The sequence below is a fragment of the Saccharopolyspora erythraea NRRL 2338 genome (assembly GCF_000062885.1).
In the GTDB taxonomy this organism is placed as follows: Bacteria; Actinomycetota; Actinomycetes; order Mycobacteriales; family Pseudonocardiaceae; genus Saccharopolyspora_D; species Saccharopolyspora_D erythraea.
Window position 1 is genome coordinate 3,997,841 of the sequence record NC_009142.1, and the last position, 15,447, is coordinate 4,013,287.

A 15,447-nucleotide genomic window follows, 5' to 3' on the forward strand; every position below is an offset into this window, starting at 1 on the left:
ATTCCGCCCGGCACCTCAGGACGCGTCGTCGGAAGGCGACGCGTCCTGAGGCTGCGCGTGGTCGTCGGCATGCGCGTCGGCCACCGGGAGGCGTTCGAGGATGCCGCGCAGGCGTTGCCGGACCTCATCGTCTCCCGTGGCGTCCAGGGCGTGGCCAAGACTGTCGCGCAGCGCGTCGAGCCGGCGATGGGCGTCGGTGGCCGCGGCGGTCCGTGCCGCCAGGTCGCGGCGCAGGGTGCCGATCTCCTCGTGCAGGGGAGCCAGGCTCTCGGCATACCCGCGGGTGGATGAGGTGAGCTGCTCGGTGAGCTCCGCGACGCGCTCATCAGCCGCGCGCTGGAGGTCCCGCAGGCGCTGGGTGAAGTCCTGGCTCTGCTCCCGCAACCGTTGTTCGTGTTCCTCGGTGAGAGCGGCCCGCAGCGACTGCCGGGCCTGTTCCTCCTGGCGCCGCAGCTCGTCGAGCCTTTCCAGCGCGGTGGCGCGCTCCTCGGCAAGCGCGCTCTGCAACCCGGTGATGCGCTCGTGGGCCGCGCTGACCCGGTCCAAGGCGTGCTGGCGATCGGTGCGAGCGGCCTCGGCTTCCTCCTGGGCCGCCCGACGTTCGCTGAGCGCCTGGTCCCGGTCAGCGAGCGCCTGCTCCGCCTGCTGCGCGGCAGCGGCCTGCTCGCCGCGCGCTGCCTCGACTTCGGCGCGGGCGCGTTCCGCGTCGGCCACGGCCCGGTCCCGTTCGGCTTCGGCGGCCCGCGCGGCTTTCTCCGCCTGCCGGCGCTCGGCGTCCGCGGTGTCGCGGGAATCCAGAGCGGAGGAGAGTTCGCCGGTGGCGTGCTGCTGCAGGGCGGCGACCTCCGTGCGCACCGGATCGAGCACGGCCAGCACGGCCGACATCCGTTCGTCCAGGGCGTGCACGTCGAGCTGGGTCATGGGCTGGTCGGGACCGTAGACCTGGACCCAGATCTCGCGGTGCTCATCCAGCATCGCGCAGGTGATGGTCTTGGCCCCCCAGTTCCCGTAGCGCTGCGGATCGGCCGGGCAGTACGGCGTGGGCCGACCACCACGCGAGGGCAACGGCGGCAGCACCTGCCCGCAATAGGCGCAATACGCCTCATCGCCCGCGGCCAGGGCGCGCAGCGTCGTCTCCCGCCGCTGGTCTCTGCTGCCTCGCCGCGCAGGCGGAACCACCCTGTCCTCCGCACTGGCGACCGCAGCATCACCCTGTCCATCCACCGTGACCTCCATCCTGCCCTGACCTGCACTTTCAGTCATACATCGGTTTCTGATACAGAACTCTAACATCAACTTCTAGTTCTGAATCTCAAACCTGCGGCAGACACGTCGAACGGGGAGATCATATGGATAAGGAGGATTATGGATATGATCTCGTGAGCAGGGGAGGACGGCGGCGCGGCAAGCTGCCACCCGGGCGGCCGTACTCGACTCGGCCGCACACCACAGGGACAGGACGGAGAGGAGAAGTCGGCGATGACCAAGGCGGTGGTCCCGCTGGAGGATCGGGCGGACAAAACCACGCGGGAGCGGTTCGCGGAGTTCCTGCGCATCTACGCCTCGCTGAACACCCGGCTGGCCTACGCCACCGACCTCGGCATCCCGCTGGAATGGGTGCCCGGCTACCGCCCACCGGACCCGACCCGGCGCCGCGGCCGCGCACGCCGCACGCAGCCCACCGGGCTGGAATGGCTGACCTGGTGCGTGCGCAACGGATTCGACTCCTTCGTCGACATCCGCGTCGAGCACGTCGAACGCTGGCTGGCCGAACTGGCCGAAGCCGGCTACCGCGACGCCACCCGCGCCCGGATGCTCTCCGCGGTCTCGGCCTTCTACCGCAAGTACCTCATGCGGGAAGGCCTCGCCGAGCACAACCCGGCCGCACTCGTTGACCGCGCCGCCCAGCACCTCAACCGCCCCGGCGGCACCCCGTCGCAGACCACGATGTGGTCCTTCGAAGCCTGCCGCGCGCTGCTGCTGGCCGCCTGCCTGCTCGCCGACCACCGCCGCGACGGCCCCCGCGACCGGGCCATGGTCGAAATCCTCGTCGGCACCGGCGTCCGCGCCGAGGAACTCGTCGGCGTCAACCTCGACGACTACGACCGCCCCACCCCCGGTGGCAGCGCATCCCTGCGCGTGCACGGCAAAGGCGCCAAGGACCGTCTCGTCGCACTCGCACCACCGGTCGCCGACGCGGTCGAGGCCTACCTCGCCGTCCGCCTGCCGCCCACCGTGCCCGCCCTGCCCGGACACACCGGTCCCGCCACCCGGGAACCGCTGTTCCTCACCCGCACCGGCGCTCGGGTGCACGTCTCCCACGTCCAGGCCGTCCTGCGCCGACTGTGCACGACCTTCGCCCCGGACCCGGACGCACCGCCGCCGCGCGCGCGATGGCTGCGGGACCTGCTGGCCACCGAGCGGGCCGCCTTCATCGCCGAGCACCTCGCACCGCTGCGCGACAGCATCCACCCCCACTCGGCCAGGCATTCCTACGCCACGCACGCCAAAAACCGCGGCGCCGAAGCCCGCCAGGTGCAAAAAGACCTCGGCCACACCTCCCTGAGCACCACCGAGGGCTACCTGCACGACGCCGAGAACCTGGCCAACTCCGCCGCCCACGACCTGTCCCCGGCCCTGCACCGCGGATTTCCCACGACCACAACCACTCCGTGAGCGCATTTCGACGTAATCACACACATCCAGTCACTAAGACGATCTCCGTCACGGTGACGAAATGATCAGGGGTTCGCGGTGCAGCCGCGACACGGGCACCCCACGCTGGTGGTGGCCGGAGGGAGCGCGACCACCACCAGGAGCCCGAGGAGCTACACCTGCCACAGGTCGGTGCTGCGTGCACCGACGAGCTCACCGATGCGGGCGAGCACGTCCGCGGCAGGCAGGGAATCCAGGCGACGCCCGTCGCGCAGCCGGAGCGCGACCTCTTCCGCCGCGGCTTCCTTCGCGCCGATCACCGCCTGGTACGGCACGAGCCGCGCCGCGCGGATGCGGGCGCCCAGGCTTCCTCGTTCCGGACCGGCCACCTCGGCCCGCAGTCCCCGCTCATGGCAGCCCCGCACGAGCGCGCGGGCCTGCTCGGCTTCGGCGTCCGACACCGGCAGCACCACCAGCTGGGTCGGGGCAAGCCAGGCGGGAAACGCGCCGCCGTGCAGCTCGACGAGGTGCGCCACCGCCCGTTCCACGCTGCCGATGATGCTGCGGTGCACCATGACCGGCCGGTGCCGGTCGCCGTCGCCACCGATGTAGTGCAGGTCGAACCGATCGGGCTGGTGGAAGTCGACCTGCACGGTCGACAGGGTCGCCTCCCGGCCCGCGCTGTCGGCGACCTGGACGTCGATCTTGGGTCCGTAGAACGCGGCCTCGCCCTCGACGGACTCGTAGACCACGCCGCACCGGTCGAGCACGTCGACCAGCAGAGCCGCCGCCCGCTGCCACATCCGCGGGGCGGCGACGTACTTGCCACCCGAACCGGGCAGGGACAACCGGTAGCGGGCGGCCCGGATGCCCAGCGCGTCGTAAGCGCGGCGGATCAATTCCAGCGCGGCCGCGGCCTCCTCGGCGACCTGCTCCAGGGTGCAGAAGATGTGCGCGTCGTTGAGGTGGATGGCCCGGACCCGGGTCAGCCCGCCCAGCACGCCCGAGAGCTCCGAGCGGTACATCCCGCCCAGCTCGGCCATCCGCAGCGGCAGCTCGCGGTAGCTGTGGGAGCGGGAGCGGTAGATCAGCGCGTGGTGCGGGCACAGGCTCGGACGCAGGACGACCTGCTCGGCCCCCAGCCGCATGGGCGGGAACATGTCGTCGCGGTAGTGGTCCCAGTGGCCGGAGATCTCGTAGAGCTCCCGCTTGCCCAGCACGGGCGAGTACACGTGCTGGTAGCCGGCGCGACGCTCGGCGTCGCGGATGTACTCCTCCAGGGTGTGGCGCACGAGTGCGCCGTCGGGCAGCCAGTAGGGCAGTCCCGCGCCGATCAGCGGGTCGCTGTCGAACAGTCCGAGCTCGCGGCCGAGCTTGCGGTGGTCGGGCATCGTGGTCTCCTCACAGGGGGCGGGTGACCACAGGCCGAAGCCCCGGGGCACTCGCCCCGGGGCTTCGGATACGAACAGCTCAGCGCGCCGGGACCTTCTCCGGCGTCGTGGTCATGCCAGCGCGCTGCATGGCGGCGACAGTAGCGGGACGCCCCGCCACCGCGCACCCGAATTTCCGCTGCGGACCCGCTAGTGCTGGTCCGCGGCGATGCCGCCGAGCGCCGCGCGCACGATGCCGGCGGCGAACCGCTCATCGTCCTGCGGCCCCGAGGTGGCAGCGGCGTCGAAGAACAGATCGAGGAACGCCCGGTGGAAGCACGCGCCGATGAGCAGCGTCGCCGCCGCGTCCGCGTCGACGTCGGCCGCGACCCGGCCCAAGTGCTGCTCCGCGCGCAGGTAGTCGGCCAGGTGCCGGGTCGGGACCTCGGGGCCGGTGCCCGGCACGAGCTTGCGCCGGTGGGCGGCCAGCAGCTCCGGGCTGGCGAACAGCGAGGCCGCCATCGGGAACGACTCGCGGTAGAAGCGCACGGCGATCCCGACGACCTCCCGCAGGTGCCCGGCCACCTCCCCGTCGCCGGCGCGGCCCGGCAGCTCGGTCACCGCCTGGGCCAGGCGCGGTGCGCGTTCGTGCAGCACGCGCACGAAGATCTCTTCCTTGTCCCGGAAGTGCTTGTACAGCGCCGCTTCCGAGCATCCCGCCGCGCGCGCGATCTCCTTGGTCGTGGTGCGCACGATCCCCGCGGTGCTCATCAGCCGGGCGGCGGCGTCGAGGATCCGCGACCGCGTCAGCGCCCCGCCGGTCAGCGCGGGCGCAGCGGCGTCGTCAGTCATGCAAGCAACCCTACCTTGACAGGTGAGTGGACACTCACCATAGTGGGTGAGTACTCACTCACCCCCTGGAGCGACCTCCGATGAAGATCACCGTGCTCGGTGCGACCGGCGGCGTCGGGCAGCACCTGCTCACCCACGCCCTGTCCGACGGCCACCAGGTCACCGCCGCCGTCCGCAACCCCGCCAAGGTGGCCACCCGGCACGCCGACCTGACCGTGGTGCGCACCGACGCCCTCGACGCCGACTCGGTGAAGTCGGCCATCGCCGGTGCCGACGCCGTGGTCTCCGGCATCGGCGCGGCCGGACGCCGCGACCCGCTCAACCCGGCCTCGACCTCGGCGCGGGCCGTGGTGGAGGCGATGTCCGCGACGGAGGTCAGGCGGCTGGTCGTCGTCAGCGCCGCCCCGCTCAACCGGTCGGGCGTCGGTCAGACGTGGCTCGCCCGTCGTGTGTTCTCGCCGCTGCTGTGGGCGGTGCTGGGCGATCTCTACCGCGACCTGGAACGGATGGAGCAGGTGCTGCGCGACAGCGGCCTGGACTGGACGTCGGTGCGGCCGCCGAAGCTGACCGACAAGCCCGGTCGCGGGCACTACCGCCACACCGTCGAGACCGGCCCGCCCGGCAACGAGATCGCCCGGGCCGACGTCGCCCGCGCGATGCTGGACTTCCTCGGCGACCCCGCCACCATCGGTCATGCGGTCGGGGTGAGCGCGTGAGGGTGCCGCGTCTTGCGCTCGGGTGGCATCTGTAGTTGCGTGGGCGGAACGGGCCACCGGCCCTGCCCGCCCACCATCGCCGGGGGAACGGAACGAACCATGTCCGAGGTCAACGCCGCCACCGAGCCGGAACTGCTCGTCGTCGAACCGGTGACCACCGCCGCGGTCCGCGACGTCGTGCCGATGAGCGCGATCCGGGACTTCTTCGACACCTCCTTCAGCACCATCGCCGGTGTGCTGGCTGCCCAGTCCGTGGCACCGACGGGCGCGGCGTTCGGCCTCTACCACCAGCCGCCCGGCGACACCCTCGACATCGAGGTCGGCTTCCCCACCGACCGCGCCGTGCAGCCGGAAGGGCCGGTCTTCGTCGGCACCCTGCCCGGTGGCCGGGTCGCCCGCAGCATCCACGTGGGCGGTTTCGACGGCCTGGGCTCCTCGTGGGAACGCCTGCGCGAGTGGATCCAGCGGCAGGGCCTGACCCCCGGCCCGGTGATGTGGGAGGTCTACCTGGTGGAACCCGCCCCGGACATGGATCCCAGCGCACTGCGCACCGAACTCAACTGGACGCTGGCCGACCAGTCCTGAGCCCGTGGTGCGGATGAGGCTTCTGGAGAAGGTGGATCGCTTCAACGCCGCGCACCCGTGGGACCACAACGCCCACTACCACGCCTGGATCCTGCGCCAGCTGCCCGCACGATTCTCCCGCGCGCTCGACGTGGGGTGCGGCAGCGGCGATCTCGCCCGGCTGCTCGCCCGGCGCGCCGACGAGGTGCTCGCGGTGGATCAGGACCCCTCGATCGTCGAACACGCCCGCAGCCTGTCCTCACACCGCACCAACATCGACGTCGTCGCCGCCGACATCACCGAGGTCGAACTCCCCGGCGATCACGACGTGATCACCTGCGTCGCGACCCTGCACCACCTGCCGTTCACCGCGACGCTGCGCCGGTTCCGCCGCGCGCTCGCGCCCGGCGGCACGCTGGTCGTGCTGGGCGTCTACCGCGAGCAGACCGCGGGTGACCGGTTGTTGAGCGCGGCAGCGGCTCCGACGAACCTCGTGGTGGGGTGGTTGAAAACCCGCGCACGGCGGCGTCGCGGCGAGACGGGACGCCCTGCCTCGATGACGGCCTCGACGAAACCGGCGTCGATGACCTTCACCGAGATCACCGCGCAGGCGCGGGCAGTGCTACCCGGGGCCGTGCTGCGCCGGCACCTGTTCTGGCGGTACTCGCTGGTCTACCGGGCGCCCTCGGTCGCGCGGTGACCGGTTTCGGGCAGGTAGCGCACGTGCAGGTTGTCCACGCTGTACATGAGGTCGGTGCGGCCCTTGAACATGCGGTGGATGCGGGCGAAGTGGTCGGTCATGGCGGTGTCGAAGTCGGCTTCGCCGCTGAGCAGCCGGCTCGCGCCCGCCACGAGCTCGTCGAGGTCGGCCTCGATGCGTTCGGCCGACATGCTCGGTGAACGCGGGCCGTCGTCCTGCACCGGCTCGGGATCGTTGCCGAGCATGACGTAGCAGGGGAAGCGGTCGATGTCGGGAAGCACGGAGTAGAACGGCACGCCGGGGTTGAAGTAGTACTCCGCCCACTTGTTGCCGGCCAGCGCCAGCCACGGTGTGCCGACCGCCATCGCCGCGAACGCGAACCCGGTGTGCGGCGACAGCAGCAGATCGCATCGCTGCACCGCCGCGAGCTGCTCTGCCAGCGGCACGTCCACAGCAGAGCCGGTGGTGGGCACCACCGCGCTCAGCTCGTCGAATTCCTCGCGGCTGAACCCCGTGGTGCTGCGTCCGTCGTCGACGAGCTTGCCCACGAAGCAGAACCGCGCGTCGGGGTGGCGCCGCGCGAGGGCCGAGAGCATCCGCTTCCACGACTCCAGCGACGGATACATCCACCGCTGGTCGCTGCCGGCGGGCAGGACGGCGATGGTGGGCGAGCCGTCGGAGTGCGGCATGCGTTCGGCCGCGACCGCGCGGGCCTCGGCCGGCAGCTCCAGCTCCAGCCGATGTCCGGGCTGGTAGGCGGGCCGGGGTGCGCCGACGACGAGGTGCTCCCGGGCGGCGCGGAAGTGCTGGGCCGCACGGTCGTAGTAGGACGCCAGGCCGGGGAAGATCTCGCGCTGCCAGTCCATGCGACCGCGCGGGTCGTCGAGCACCCAGTCCCAGTCCCGAGGCACGTGCGCGAACACGTCGACGTCGACGGTGTAGACCTCGTCGATGAACGGGCACAACCCGGCGAGATCGACCGCGGTGTTGGACTTGAGCACCACGCCGATGCGGCGCGACGGATCGGCCCGGCGGAAGCCCAGGCAGTGCTGCAAAGCCTCCACCGCATGCCCGACCGGATGGCAGTAGACGAAGTTGACCAGGACCGACTCCGCGGCATTCGCCTTCATCACCGCGACACTACGAGGCCGCGCCACCGGTTTTCCCCGATCGCGCGCCGGGAACTGCAAGACTGTGCGCGTCCGACGAGGAAGGGAGCTGCCGGGCGTGATGGAGATCCGTGCTTTCGCCGAGTCCGACCGTGCGGAGCTGCGGGAGCTGTTCGGCCGCGCCGGTGAGGGAGCACCGTCGGTGTCGCTGTGGGGACACCAGGAATCCGAGGCGGCGGTCTACCTCGATCCGTACATGGATCTGGAGCCGGAGTCGCTGCTGGTCGCCACCGCCGACGGGGCGTTGGTCGGCTACCTCGCCGGCTGCCTGGACACCGCGGCCTTCCCCAGCGAGAGCAAGCGCATGGACCAGGCCATCAGGAAGTACCGGCTGATGCTGCGCCCCGCTACCGCGGGCTTCTTCGGTCGCGCACTGGTGGACATGGCCTCGACGGCGATCCGCCGCCGACCCACCGCGGGCGACTTCCACGACCCGCGCTGGCCCGCCCACCTGCACATCAACGTCGCACCTCTGGCACGGGGAACCGGCGCCGCCGACGGTTTGATGCACCGCTGGTTCGACCGGCTCCGGGAAACCGGATCGGGGCGTGAGGAACATCGGAACGGAGAACAGCGCTAAGCCTTGACCAGTGGGTTCGCCGAGTTGACCTTGGTTGTCGGTTGCTGCTGATGTACGCCGCGGTGCCGCCACGGTGGGCGGTGTGAGCAGCAGGAGGCGCTGGGGTGCCCGTTGAGTTCTTGTCCGATGAGCAGGCCGCGGCTTACGGGCGGTTGCCGGAGTCGTTGTCCCGGGCGGAGTTAGAGCGGTTCTTCTTCCTCGATGACGTCGACCGCGGCTTGGTCGAGGCCAAGCGGCGTGACCACAACAAGCTGGGTTTCGCGCTGCAGTTGGTGACGGTGCGCAACGCCGGGGCGTTCCTTGAGGAGCCGCTGGGGGTGCCGGCGGAGTTGGTGGACTACCTCGCCGAGCAGCTCGGTATCGCGGATGCCTCGTGTGTGAAGTCCTATGGTGAGCGGTCGATGACCCGGCTGGAACACCAGTGGGAGATCCGCAGCGTGGAGGTGTGGCGGGAATTCTCCGACGTCGAGGGCGAGCTGGGCGAGTGGGTCGAGGCCCGCGCTTGGACCACCGGGGACGGGCCGAAGGCGCTGTTCGACGCCGCTGTGGGGTGGTTGCGTGAACGGAAGGTGCTGCTGCCCGGGGTGACGACGTTGGTGCGACTGGTGGCGTCGCGGCGGGAGGCGGCGAATCAGCGGTTGTGGGAGACGCTGCACGATCTGCTCGACGACGGGCAGCGCACAGCGCTGGATGGGCTGCTGGAAGTGCCGGATGGGCACCGGAACTCACGCCTGGATCGGCTGCGGCGCCCGCCGGTGCGGGTGTCGGGCCCGGCGATGGTCGACGCGCTCCAGCGCGCGTCGGAGATCCTCGGGCTGGGATTCGCCGAGGTTGATGCCGAGGTGGTGCCGCCGCGCCGGTTGGCGGAGTTATCGCGGTATGGGGTGCAGGGCAAGGCGAGTCTGCTGCGCCGTCACGGGGATTCCCGGCGGGCGGCGACGCTGTTGGCGACGGTTACCTACTTGCAGACCCGGGCGGTCGATGACGCCCTGGACCTCCTCGATGTGCTGATCGCCTCGAAGCTGCTGGCCCGCGCGGAGCGGGAGTCGGCGAAGGAGAAGCTGCGCACCCTGCCCAAGCTGGGCAAGGCATCGGCGAAGCTCGCGGCCGCGCTCGGGGTTCTGCTGGAGGTCACCGGCGCGCACGATGACCTCGCTGAGCAGGCCGCCGACGACGGCGACGCCGTGGAGCCGGTGAGCTTGGCGCAGGTGTGGGCCGAGATCGAGGCCGTGGTGCCCCGCTCCGAGCTCGCCGACGCCCTCACAGCGGTGGTCGAGCTGGCCGGGTCGCCGGACTCGGACGCCGATGAGGCATGGCGATCAGAGCTGGTGAAACGCTTCGCCACGGTGCGGCCGTTCCTGCCGCTGCTGTGCGAGGTGATCCGCTTCGGCGCCGCACCCGACGGGCAGCGGGTTCTCGCGGCGTTACGGGATCTGCCCAGGTTGTGGGGCGGCGGCCGGAACAAGGTCGACCGTTCGGAGATCGACGAGCAGCTGCTGATCGGCTCCTGGCGCCGCCTGGTGCTGCACGCCCCCGGGCTGGAGCCCGGCGCGATCGATTGGCGGGCCTACACCTTCTGCGTGCTGGAGCAGTTCCACCGGTGCCTGCGGCGCCGGGACATCTTCGCGGTCAACTCCAGCAAGTGGGGCGACCCGCGCGCCAAGCTCCTCGCCGGCAGCGCGTGGACCACCGCGAAGCCGGTGGTGCTGGCCAGCCTCGGCCTGCCGGCCGACCCGGACGATCACCTCGACGAACGCGCTGAAGCGCTGGATGCCACCTTCCGCGAGGTCACCGTCGGGCTGCCGGACAACACCGCGGTGCGTTTCGACGAACATGGCCACCTGCACCTGGCGGCACTTCCGGCCGAAGCGGAGCCGCCGAGCGTGGAGAACCTGCGGGTGCTGACCAACCGCATGTTGCCCCGTGTCGATCTGCCCGAGGTGCTGCTGGAGGTCTTTGCCTGGACCGGCGCCGATGCGGCGTTCACCTCGATCACCGGCGGCGACGCCCGCCTGGCCGACCTGCACATCTCGATCGCCGCACTGCTGGTGTCCGAGGCGTGCAACATCGGCTGGGCCCCGGTGATCAAGCCTGGCGTCCCTGCGTTGACCCGCGACCGGCTCGCCCACGTCGACGCCACCTACATGCGGATGGACACGATCAAGGCCGCCAACGCCACCCTCATCGCCCACCAGGCCCGCATCGGGCTCGCGCAGACCTGGGGTGGCGGGCATGTGGCCAGTGTGGACGGGATGCGGTTCGTCGTGCCGGTGCAGACCATCAACGCCCGCCACAACTCGCACTACTGGGGCCAGAAACGGGGCGCGACCTGGCTGAACATGATCAACGACCACGCGGCTGGGCTGGCCGGGAAGGTCGTGGCCGGCACCCCGCGCGATTCCCTGCATGTCCTGGACGTGCTCTACGACCGCGACGGCGGCCAGAAACCGCAGATGATCGTCACCGACACCGCCTCCTACAGCGACATCGTCTTCGGACTGCTCACCCTCGCCGGATTCACCTACGCCCCGCAGCTGGCGGACCTGCCCGATCAGAAGCTGTGGCGCATCGACACCCGCGCCGACTACGGGCCGTTCGCCACGGCGGCCCGCGGCCGGATCGATTTGGAGCGGGTGCGGCGGCATTGGGAGGACATCCTGCGGGTGACGGCCTCGATCCACACTGGCGCGGTCCGCGCGCACGATGTGATCCGGATGCTCTCCCGCGACGGGCATCCGACCCCGCTCGGGGAGGCCATCGCCCACTACGGGCGCATCCACAAGACCCTGCACGTGCTGCGCCTGGTCGACGACACCGGCTACCGCCGCGACATCAAAGCCCAGGCCAACCTCCAAGAAGGCCGCCACGCCCTCGCACGGCGGATCTTCCACGGCCAGCGCGGCGAACTGCGCCAGCGCTACTACGAAGGCATGGAAGACCAACTCGGCGCCCTCGGCCTCGTGTTGAATGCGCTGGTGCTGTTCACCACCCGCTACCTGGATGCCGCGATCAGCGAGCTGCGTGCCGCCGGCTACGAGGTGCGCGACGCCGACGCCGCACGGTTGTCGCCGTTCGTCCGGCACCACGTCAACATGCTCGGCCGCTACTCCTTCCTCACTCCGGAACTGGCCGGCGGCCTTCGCCCGCTGCGCGACCCATCCGAACCCGACGAGGAGGAGATCGCCTGACCACGTCCGCTGCGGCTACGACCGGGCGGCTCGGTGTGGGTGAGCAGTTGAATCGCCGCACGGTAGGACGCGGGCGTGACCACCATCGGCTTGTACTCGGCGGCCCGGACTGCAGGCAACGATGACGAGGTGGGTGTGGTTGCGCCGGGCCTGGCCGGCTTGCCGGGCGAGCATGTCGGTCGCGCGGGGACTGAGGTAGGCCAGTTCGGTGAGGTCGACGACGACGGTGCGCAGACAGGAACGCAGGCGGTGGATGAGTAGTTCCTCGAGTCCCGGCACGCTGCGGTCGTCGAGATCACCGGTCAGGTGCACGATCGTGGTGTCACGGTGCGGCCGGGTCAGGGTGATGTTCAGCGCCTGTCGCTGGGTGGGAATCATGGGGCGGCCTCGACAGGAGACTGGCCGGGCTGGCCATGCGGGTGGAGCGTGGGGCCCAGGGTTGCGGTGCGGACGCCGGGCACGGTGCGGGCCAGGGCCAGCGCGAGACGCCGTTCGGCTTCGTCGGCGAAGGGGCCGTGCACGGTCACGGCCCCTTCGGTGACGCTGGCCTGCCAGCGTGGGGTGCCGGTGTAGCCGTCGAGGATCGCCTGGGCGCGGGCTTGCAGGATTCCGTCCGGGGTCAGGGCAATCCGGAGCAGGTCGCCGCGGCTGAGGATGCCCAGCAGCCCGGCATCGTTGTCGAGGACCGGCAGGCTGCGCCGCCCGGAGACACGGCGGGAGCACTCATGACCTCGGCCACCGCGACCGCCCGCAGTTCGGCCTGGGCCCGGAGCAGGTCGCCGCCGCTGACCATGCCGACCACGGTGTGCTCGCCGCCGAGCACCGGCAGTGCGGCGTAGCCGTGCTCGGCCAGCAGCACCGCCGCCTGATGTCCGCTGTCGGATGTGCGCACCGAGACCACCGGGCGCTGCATGATGTCGCGCACTCGCATGATGCCCTCCCTCTCTGCCTTGTCACCTGAAGCATGAATGACGATTTCAAGTTCGTCAATGGAAACCCACATGATCCTATCTTCGCAGGTAAAGCATGTTTGACGAATTATGTTTCCTCATTCATGCTGCGCTTGTAAGAGGGGGAGCCATGAATGATCATCAAGTGCCGGTGGTACTGGTCGAGGTCGCGGACTCGGTGTGGACGCCGGGGGCGGTGCGGCTGGCCTGCCGACAAGCCTCACCAGGAGGCGTGGTGGTGCTGGCAGTGACCAGGGCGGGGTGGCCGGTGATCTCCACCGATGCGGTCGTGGTGGCCAGACGCGCTGACCGGGTCGCCGCCGAGCACGCTCGGGTGCTGGCGCAGGTGTGGCCCGTGGCAGCGCCCGAGGCGGCCCGGCACGGCCTGCGCGTGCTCGTCGTGCGGGTCCGGTGGTGGCCACCAGCGGGGTCACACTGGTATGCCGCCCGCCGGCGGGCCGCTCTGCGGCGAGCGGCGCGCTGCTGCCGAGCCCAGGCCGTGGTCGGTGACCCGGGTGCCATGCCGGACATGCCCGCACCGACCCCAGGCCGACACGGCTTACCGGTGCGCGGCGAGGCGGGGAGGCGGCGATGATCGCGGGTACGCCCTGGTGGGCATGGGTCGGGGTGCTGGCTGCGATCGTGGTCATGCTGGTGATTGATCTGCTGGCGCACCGGCGGGCGCATGTGGTCTCGATCCGCGAGGCGCTGGGCTGGTCGAGCATCTGGTTGAGCCTGGGGCTGGGATTCGGTGTCGTGGTCTGGCTGAGCCAGGGCGGCACGGCCGGCGGGGAGTACTTCGCCGCCTACCTGGTGGAGAAGTCGCTGGCGGTGGACAACGTGTTCGTCTTCGCGCTGCTGTTCTCCTACTTCGCCGTGCCCCCGCAGTACCAGCACCGGGTGCTGTTCTACGGCGTGCTCGGCGCCCTGGTGATGCGAGCGGGCTTTATCGCCGCCGGAGCGGTCCTGCTGGAACGCTTCCACTGGATCATCTACGTCTTCGGTGCCCTGCTGCTGCTCACCGGGATCAAGATGGCCCGCCACCGGGAGTTCGAAGTCCACCCCGACCGCAACCCCATGGTGCGGCTGACCCGCCGGCTGGTGCCGATGACCACCGAGTATCACGGCCAGCGGTTCTGGATCCGCCAGGCCGGCCGATGGCTGGCCACCCCGCTGCTGGTGGTACTGGTCGCGGTGGAAACCACCGACCTGGTCTTCGCCGTGGACTCCATCCCCGCGGTCTTCGCCGTCACCAGCGACCCCTTCCTGGTGTTCACCTCCAACGCCTTCGCCATCCTCGGCCTGCGGGCGCTGTACTTCCTGCTGGCCGGAGCCATGCACCGCTTCACCTACCTGCGCTACGGGCTGGCCGCGATCCTGGTCTTCGTCGGCGCGAAAATGCTGCTCACCGACCTCTACAAAATCCCCATCTGGATCTCCCTGTCGGTGATCATCGCTCTCATCGGCGGCGCCATCGCCGCAAGCTGGTGGCGCCAGGCCCCGGCCACAACACCAGAACACTGATACACGAAACCAAGTTGACCTATCATGAGGTTATGAGTACCCCCGCCAAGCCCACCAACACGAGCCCGGCCGCAGGCGAGCGGGCATCGCCGGGCTGGACGTTCCTGACCAACCACGGCCACGTCCTGCTGTGCCTGGCCGCCGAAGGCGACCTGACCATCCGCCAACTCGCACACCGCGTCGGCATCACCGAACGCGCCACCCAGGCCATCATCAGCGACCTCATCGCCGGCGGATACCTCACCCGCACCCGCGTCGGACGCCGCAACAGCTACACCGTCAACCCCAACGGCCCCCTGCGGCACCCCCTCGAAGCCCACCACAACGTCGGCACCCTCATCCACGCCCTGCGCTGAGCCCACTTCCAGCCTTCAGGTGTGGGCATCGCCGGGCGCGAGCAGGCTGGTGACCTCGGCGATGGCCTCGCCCGAGGGTTGGAAGTAGCGGCGAAGGTTCTCCGGCTTCTTGTGCCTCGACTTCGCCATCAACAACAGCAACGACGCGCCGGCCTCGCCGAGGTGAGTCAGCGCCGAGTGACGGAACTCGTGCAAATCCCACCCGGTACCGGGCCCGCGCATCGCGGTGTGGGCATCCAGCAGAGCACGGGCCCGGCCGTAGGACAGCCGCGCCAACTCGGTGTCCGGGCACACATCGCGGGGACCGAGGACCTTGCCAGGTCCGGGACGGCGATGGGTGACAAACACCGGGCCTCGGGTGCGCCCCTTGAGTAACCGGGGCAGCAGGCGGGCGGTACCGGCGTCCCAGTAGACGGTCTCCAGCACAACGTCCTCGCGGGCCTGCCCGCGGCGGCAGGTTTTTGCCCGTGCTCCCTTGGCCTTCACCGCCGCCCGGCGCCCGGCCAGGTCAAGGTCCTCGATGTTGAGACCGAGGATCTCCTCGGCACGACCGGCGGTTTCATAGAGCATCCGGTAGAGCGTCTTCTCCCGGAGTGCCACCTCACGGCGGGCCACCAGCCGGTCGATCGCCAGCCGGGAACGGAGCGGGGTCTCCGAATCCGGGGTCGCGGCACCAGGCCAGCCACGACCCCACCGCGGCGCGGCGGGCGTTCCAGGTGCCCACGGCCGCCCGTCCCCACAGCGACTCCAGGACCTCGCCGACGTCGTCGTCGGCCACCGTCGCCAGCGGCCGATGCTCGCCGAGTTTCTCGGCGGTCTTGCC

At 70.5% G+C, this 15,447-nt stretch carries 17 protein-coding genes; 9 read left to right on the forward strand and 8 right to left on the reverse strand.

Annotated features, from left to right (window positions below):
* Positions 1 to 15: 15 nt before the first annotated feature.
* Positions 16 to 1,179, reverse strand: coding sequence for a coiled-coil domain-containing protein (locus SACE_RS17650; protein ID WP_193788363.1), 1,164 nt, complete (start codon positions 1,177 to 1,179; stop codon positions 16 to 18).
* Positions 1,180 to 1,479: 300 nt separating this feature from the next.
* Here SACE_RS17650 and SACE_RS17655 point away from each other — a divergent pair, with 300 nt between their 5' ends.
* Entirely contained in the window at positions 1,480 to 2,676 is a 1,197-nt protein-coding gene (locus SACE_RS17655; RefSeq protein WP_009946896.1) for a tyrosine-type recombinase/integrase, read from the forward strand.
* A 152-nt stretch (positions 2,677 to 2,828) separates the two neighbouring features.
* On the opposite strand, the gene thrS is transcribed toward SACE_RS17655, so the two are convergent.
* Both thrS and SACE_RS17665 read right to left on the reverse strand, forming a co-directional pair.
* On the reverse strand, positions 2,829 to 4,046 hold the full coding sequence (thrS, locus tag SACE_RS17660; RefSeq protein WP_009946894.1) for a threonine--tRNA ligase: 1,218 nt from the start codon (positions 4,044 to 4,046) through the stop codon (positions 2,829 to 2,831).
* A 189-nt stretch (positions 4,047 to 4,235) separates the two neighbouring features.
* A complete protein-coding gene (locus SACE_RS17665; protein ID WP_009946893.1) occupies positions 4,236 to 4,877 on the reverse strand; it encodes a TetR/AcrR family transcriptional regulator in 642 nt (213 codons plus the stop codon).
* An 80-nt stretch (positions 4,878 to 4,957) separates the two neighbouring features.
* On the opposite strand from SACE_RS17665, the gene SACE_RS17670 reads away from it, so the two are divergent.
* The 3 genes from SACE_RS17670 (at position 4,958) to SACE_RS17680 (ending at position 6,857) form a co-directional block, all read left to right on the forward strand.
* On the forward strand, positions 4,958 to 5,593 hold the full coding sequence (locus tag SACE_RS17670) for an NAD(P)-dependent oxidoreductase (RefSeq protein ID WP_009946892.1): 636 nt from the start codon (positions 4,958 to 4,960) through the stop codon (positions 5,591 to 5,593).
* Positions 5,594 to 5,692: 99 nt separating this feature from the next.
* The gene (locus SACE_RS17675) at positions 5,693 to 6,178 is read left to right on the forward strand and encodes a GyrI-like domain-containing protein (RefSeq protein WP_009946891.1); all 486 of its coding nucleotides are present in this window, start codon (positions 5,693 to 5,695) and stop codon (positions 6,176 to 6,178) included.
* Positions 6,179 to 6,191: 13 nt separating this feature from the next.
* On the forward strand, positions 6,192 to 6,857 hold the full coding sequence (locus SACE_RS17680; protein WP_009946890.1) for a class I SAM-dependent methyltransferase: 666 nt from the start codon (positions 6,192 to 6,194) through the stop codon (positions 6,855 to 6,857).
* On the opposite strand, the gene SACE_RS17685 is transcribed toward SACE_RS17680, so the two are convergent.
* Positions 6,830 to 7,987, reverse strand: a complete 1,158-nt coding sequence (locus tag SACE_RS17685) for a glycosyltransferase family 9 protein (RefSeq protein WP_009946888.1) — start codon at positions 7,985 to 7,987, stop codon at positions 6,830 to 6,832. The genes SACE_RS17680 and SACE_RS17685 overlap by 28 nt on opposite strands.
* A gap of 100 nt (positions 7,988 to 8,087) precedes the next feature.
* On the opposite strand from SACE_RS17685, the gene SACE_RS17690 reads away from it, so the two are divergent.
* Positions 8,088 to 8,606, forward strand: a complete 519-nt coding sequence (locus SACE_RS17690) for a hypothetical protein (RefSeq protein ID WP_009946887.1) — start codon at positions 8,088 to 8,090, stop codon at positions 8,604 to 8,606.
* Positions 8,607 to 8,710: 104 nt separating this feature from the next.
* Positions 8,711 to 11,794, forward strand: a complete 3,084-nt coding sequence (locus SACE_RS17695; RefSeq protein ID WP_021341948.1) for a Tn3 family transposase — start codon at positions 8,711 to 8,713, stop codon at positions 11,792 to 11,794.
* Between the two features lie 15 nt (positions 11,795 to 11,809).
* On the opposite strand, the gene SACE_RS40185 is transcribed toward SACE_RS17695, so the two are convergent.
* Both SACE_RS40185 and SACE_RS38760 read right to left on the reverse strand, forming a co-directional pair.
* Positions 11,810 to 12,172, reverse strand: a complete 363-nt coding sequence (locus SACE_RS40185; RefSeq protein WP_081468311.1) for an STAS domain-containing protein — start codon at positions 12,170 to 12,172, stop codon at positions 11,810 to 11,812.
* A gap of 241 nt (positions 12,173 to 12,413) precedes the next feature.
* On the reverse strand, positions 12,414 to 12,725 hold the full coding sequence (locus SACE_RS38760; protein WP_011874097.1) for a CBS domain-containing protein: 312 nt from the start codon (positions 12,723 to 12,725) through the stop codon (positions 12,414 to 12,416).
* Positions 12,726 to 12,874: 149 nt separating this feature from the next.
* Between SACE_RS38760 and SACE_RS37700 the strand changes: the two genes are divergently transcribed.
* The 3 genes from SACE_RS37700 to SACE_RS17715 are packed head-to-tail and all read left to right on the forward strand — an operon-like array spanning position 12,875 to position 14,624.
* Entirely contained in the window at positions 12,875 to 13,339 is a 465-nt protein-coding gene (locus SACE_RS37700; RefSeq protein WP_143538159.1) for a hypothetical protein, read from the forward strand.
* Complete coding sequence (locus tag SACE_RS17710) at positions 13,336 to 14,268, forward strand: TerC family protein (RefSeq protein WP_009946881.1); 933 nt, start codon at positions 13,336 to 13,338, stop codon at positions 14,266 to 14,268. The genes SACE_RS37700 and SACE_RS17710 overlap by 4 nt, the downstream gene beginning before the upstream one ends.
* Before the next feature lie 32 nt (positions 14,269 to 14,300).
* Positions 14,301 to 14,624, forward strand: coding sequence for a helix-turn-helix transcriptional regulator (locus SACE_RS17715; protein WP_009946879.1), 324 nt, complete (start codon positions 14,301 to 14,303; stop codon positions 14,622 to 14,624).
* 15 nt (positions 14,625 to 14,639) lie between these two features.
* Here the strand turns inward: SACE_RS17715 and SACE_RS17720 are convergent, their stop codons facing one another.
* Complete coding sequence (locus tag SACE_RS17720; protein WP_009946878.1) at positions 14,640 to 15,239, reverse strand: site-specific integrase; 600 nt, start codon at positions 15,237 to 15,239, stop codon at positions 14,640 to 14,642.
* The gene (locus SACE_RS38765; protein ID WP_009946877.1) at positions 15,226 to 15,402 is read right to left on the reverse strand and encodes a hypothetical protein; all 177 of its coding nucleotides are present in this window, start codon (positions 15,400 to 15,402) and stop codon (positions 15,226 to 15,228) included. Before SACE_RS38765 ends, SACE_RS17720 begins: the two co-directional genes overlap by 14 nt.
* Between the last annotated feature and the right edge of the window lie 45 nt (positions 15,403 to 15,447).

Excerpts from the sequence above, each read along its gene's own strand:
- SACE_RS40185 (WP_081468311.1), bottom strand. The coding sequence starts at position 12,172 with ATGATTCCCACCCAGCGACAGGCGCTGAACATCACCCTGACCCGGCCG.
- SACE_RS38760 (WP_011874097.1), bottom strand. The coding sequence starts at position 12,725 with ATGCGAGTGCGCGACATCATGCAGCGCCCGGTGGTCTCGGTGCGCACA.
- thrS (WP_009946894.1), bottom strand. The coding sequence starts at position 4,046 with ATGCCCGACCACCGCAAGCTCGGCCGCGAGCTCGGACTGTTCGACAGC.
- SACE_RS17675 (WP_009946891.1), top strand. The coding sequence starts at position 5,693 with ATGTCCGAGGTCAACGCCGCCACCGAGCCGGAACTGCTCGTCGTCGAA.
- SACE_RS17680 (WP_009946890.1), top strand. The coding sequence starts at position 6,192 with ATGAGGCTTCTGGAGAAGGTGGATCGCTTCAACGCCGCGCACCCGTGG.
- SACE_RS37700 (WP_143538159.1), top strand. The coding sequence starts at position 12,875 with ATGAATGATCATCAAGTGCCGGTGGTACTGGTCGAGGTCGCGGACTCG.
- SACE_RS17665 (WP_009946893.1), bottom strand. The coding sequence starts at position 4,877 with ATGACTGACGACGCCGCTGCGCCCGCGCTGACCGGCGGGGCGCTGACG.
- SACE_RS17685 (WP_009946888.1), bottom strand. The coding sequence starts at position 7,987 with ATGAAGGCGAATGCCGCGGAGTCGGTCCTGGTCAACTTCGTCTACTGC.
- SACE_RS17670 (WP_009946892.1), top strand. The coding sequence starts at position 4,958 with ATGAAGATCACCGTGCTCGGTGCGACCGGCGGCGTCGGGCAGCACCTG.
- SACE_RS17655 (WP_009946896.1), top strand. The coding sequence starts at position 1,480 with ATGACCAAGGCGGTGGTCCCGCTGGAGGATCGGGCGGACAAAACCACG.
- SACE_RS17690 (WP_009946887.1), top strand. The coding sequence starts at position 8,088 with ATGGAGATCCGTGCTTTCGCCGAGTCCGACCGTGCGGAGCTGCGGGAG.
- SACE_RS17715 (WP_009946879.1), top strand. The coding sequence starts at position 14,301 with ATGAGTACCCCCGCCAAGCCCACCAACACGAGCCCGGCCGCAGGCGAG.
- SACE_RS17710 (WP_009946881.1), top strand. The coding sequence starts at position 13,336 with ATGATCGCGGGTACGCCCTGGTGGGCATGGGTCGGGGTGCTGGCTGCG.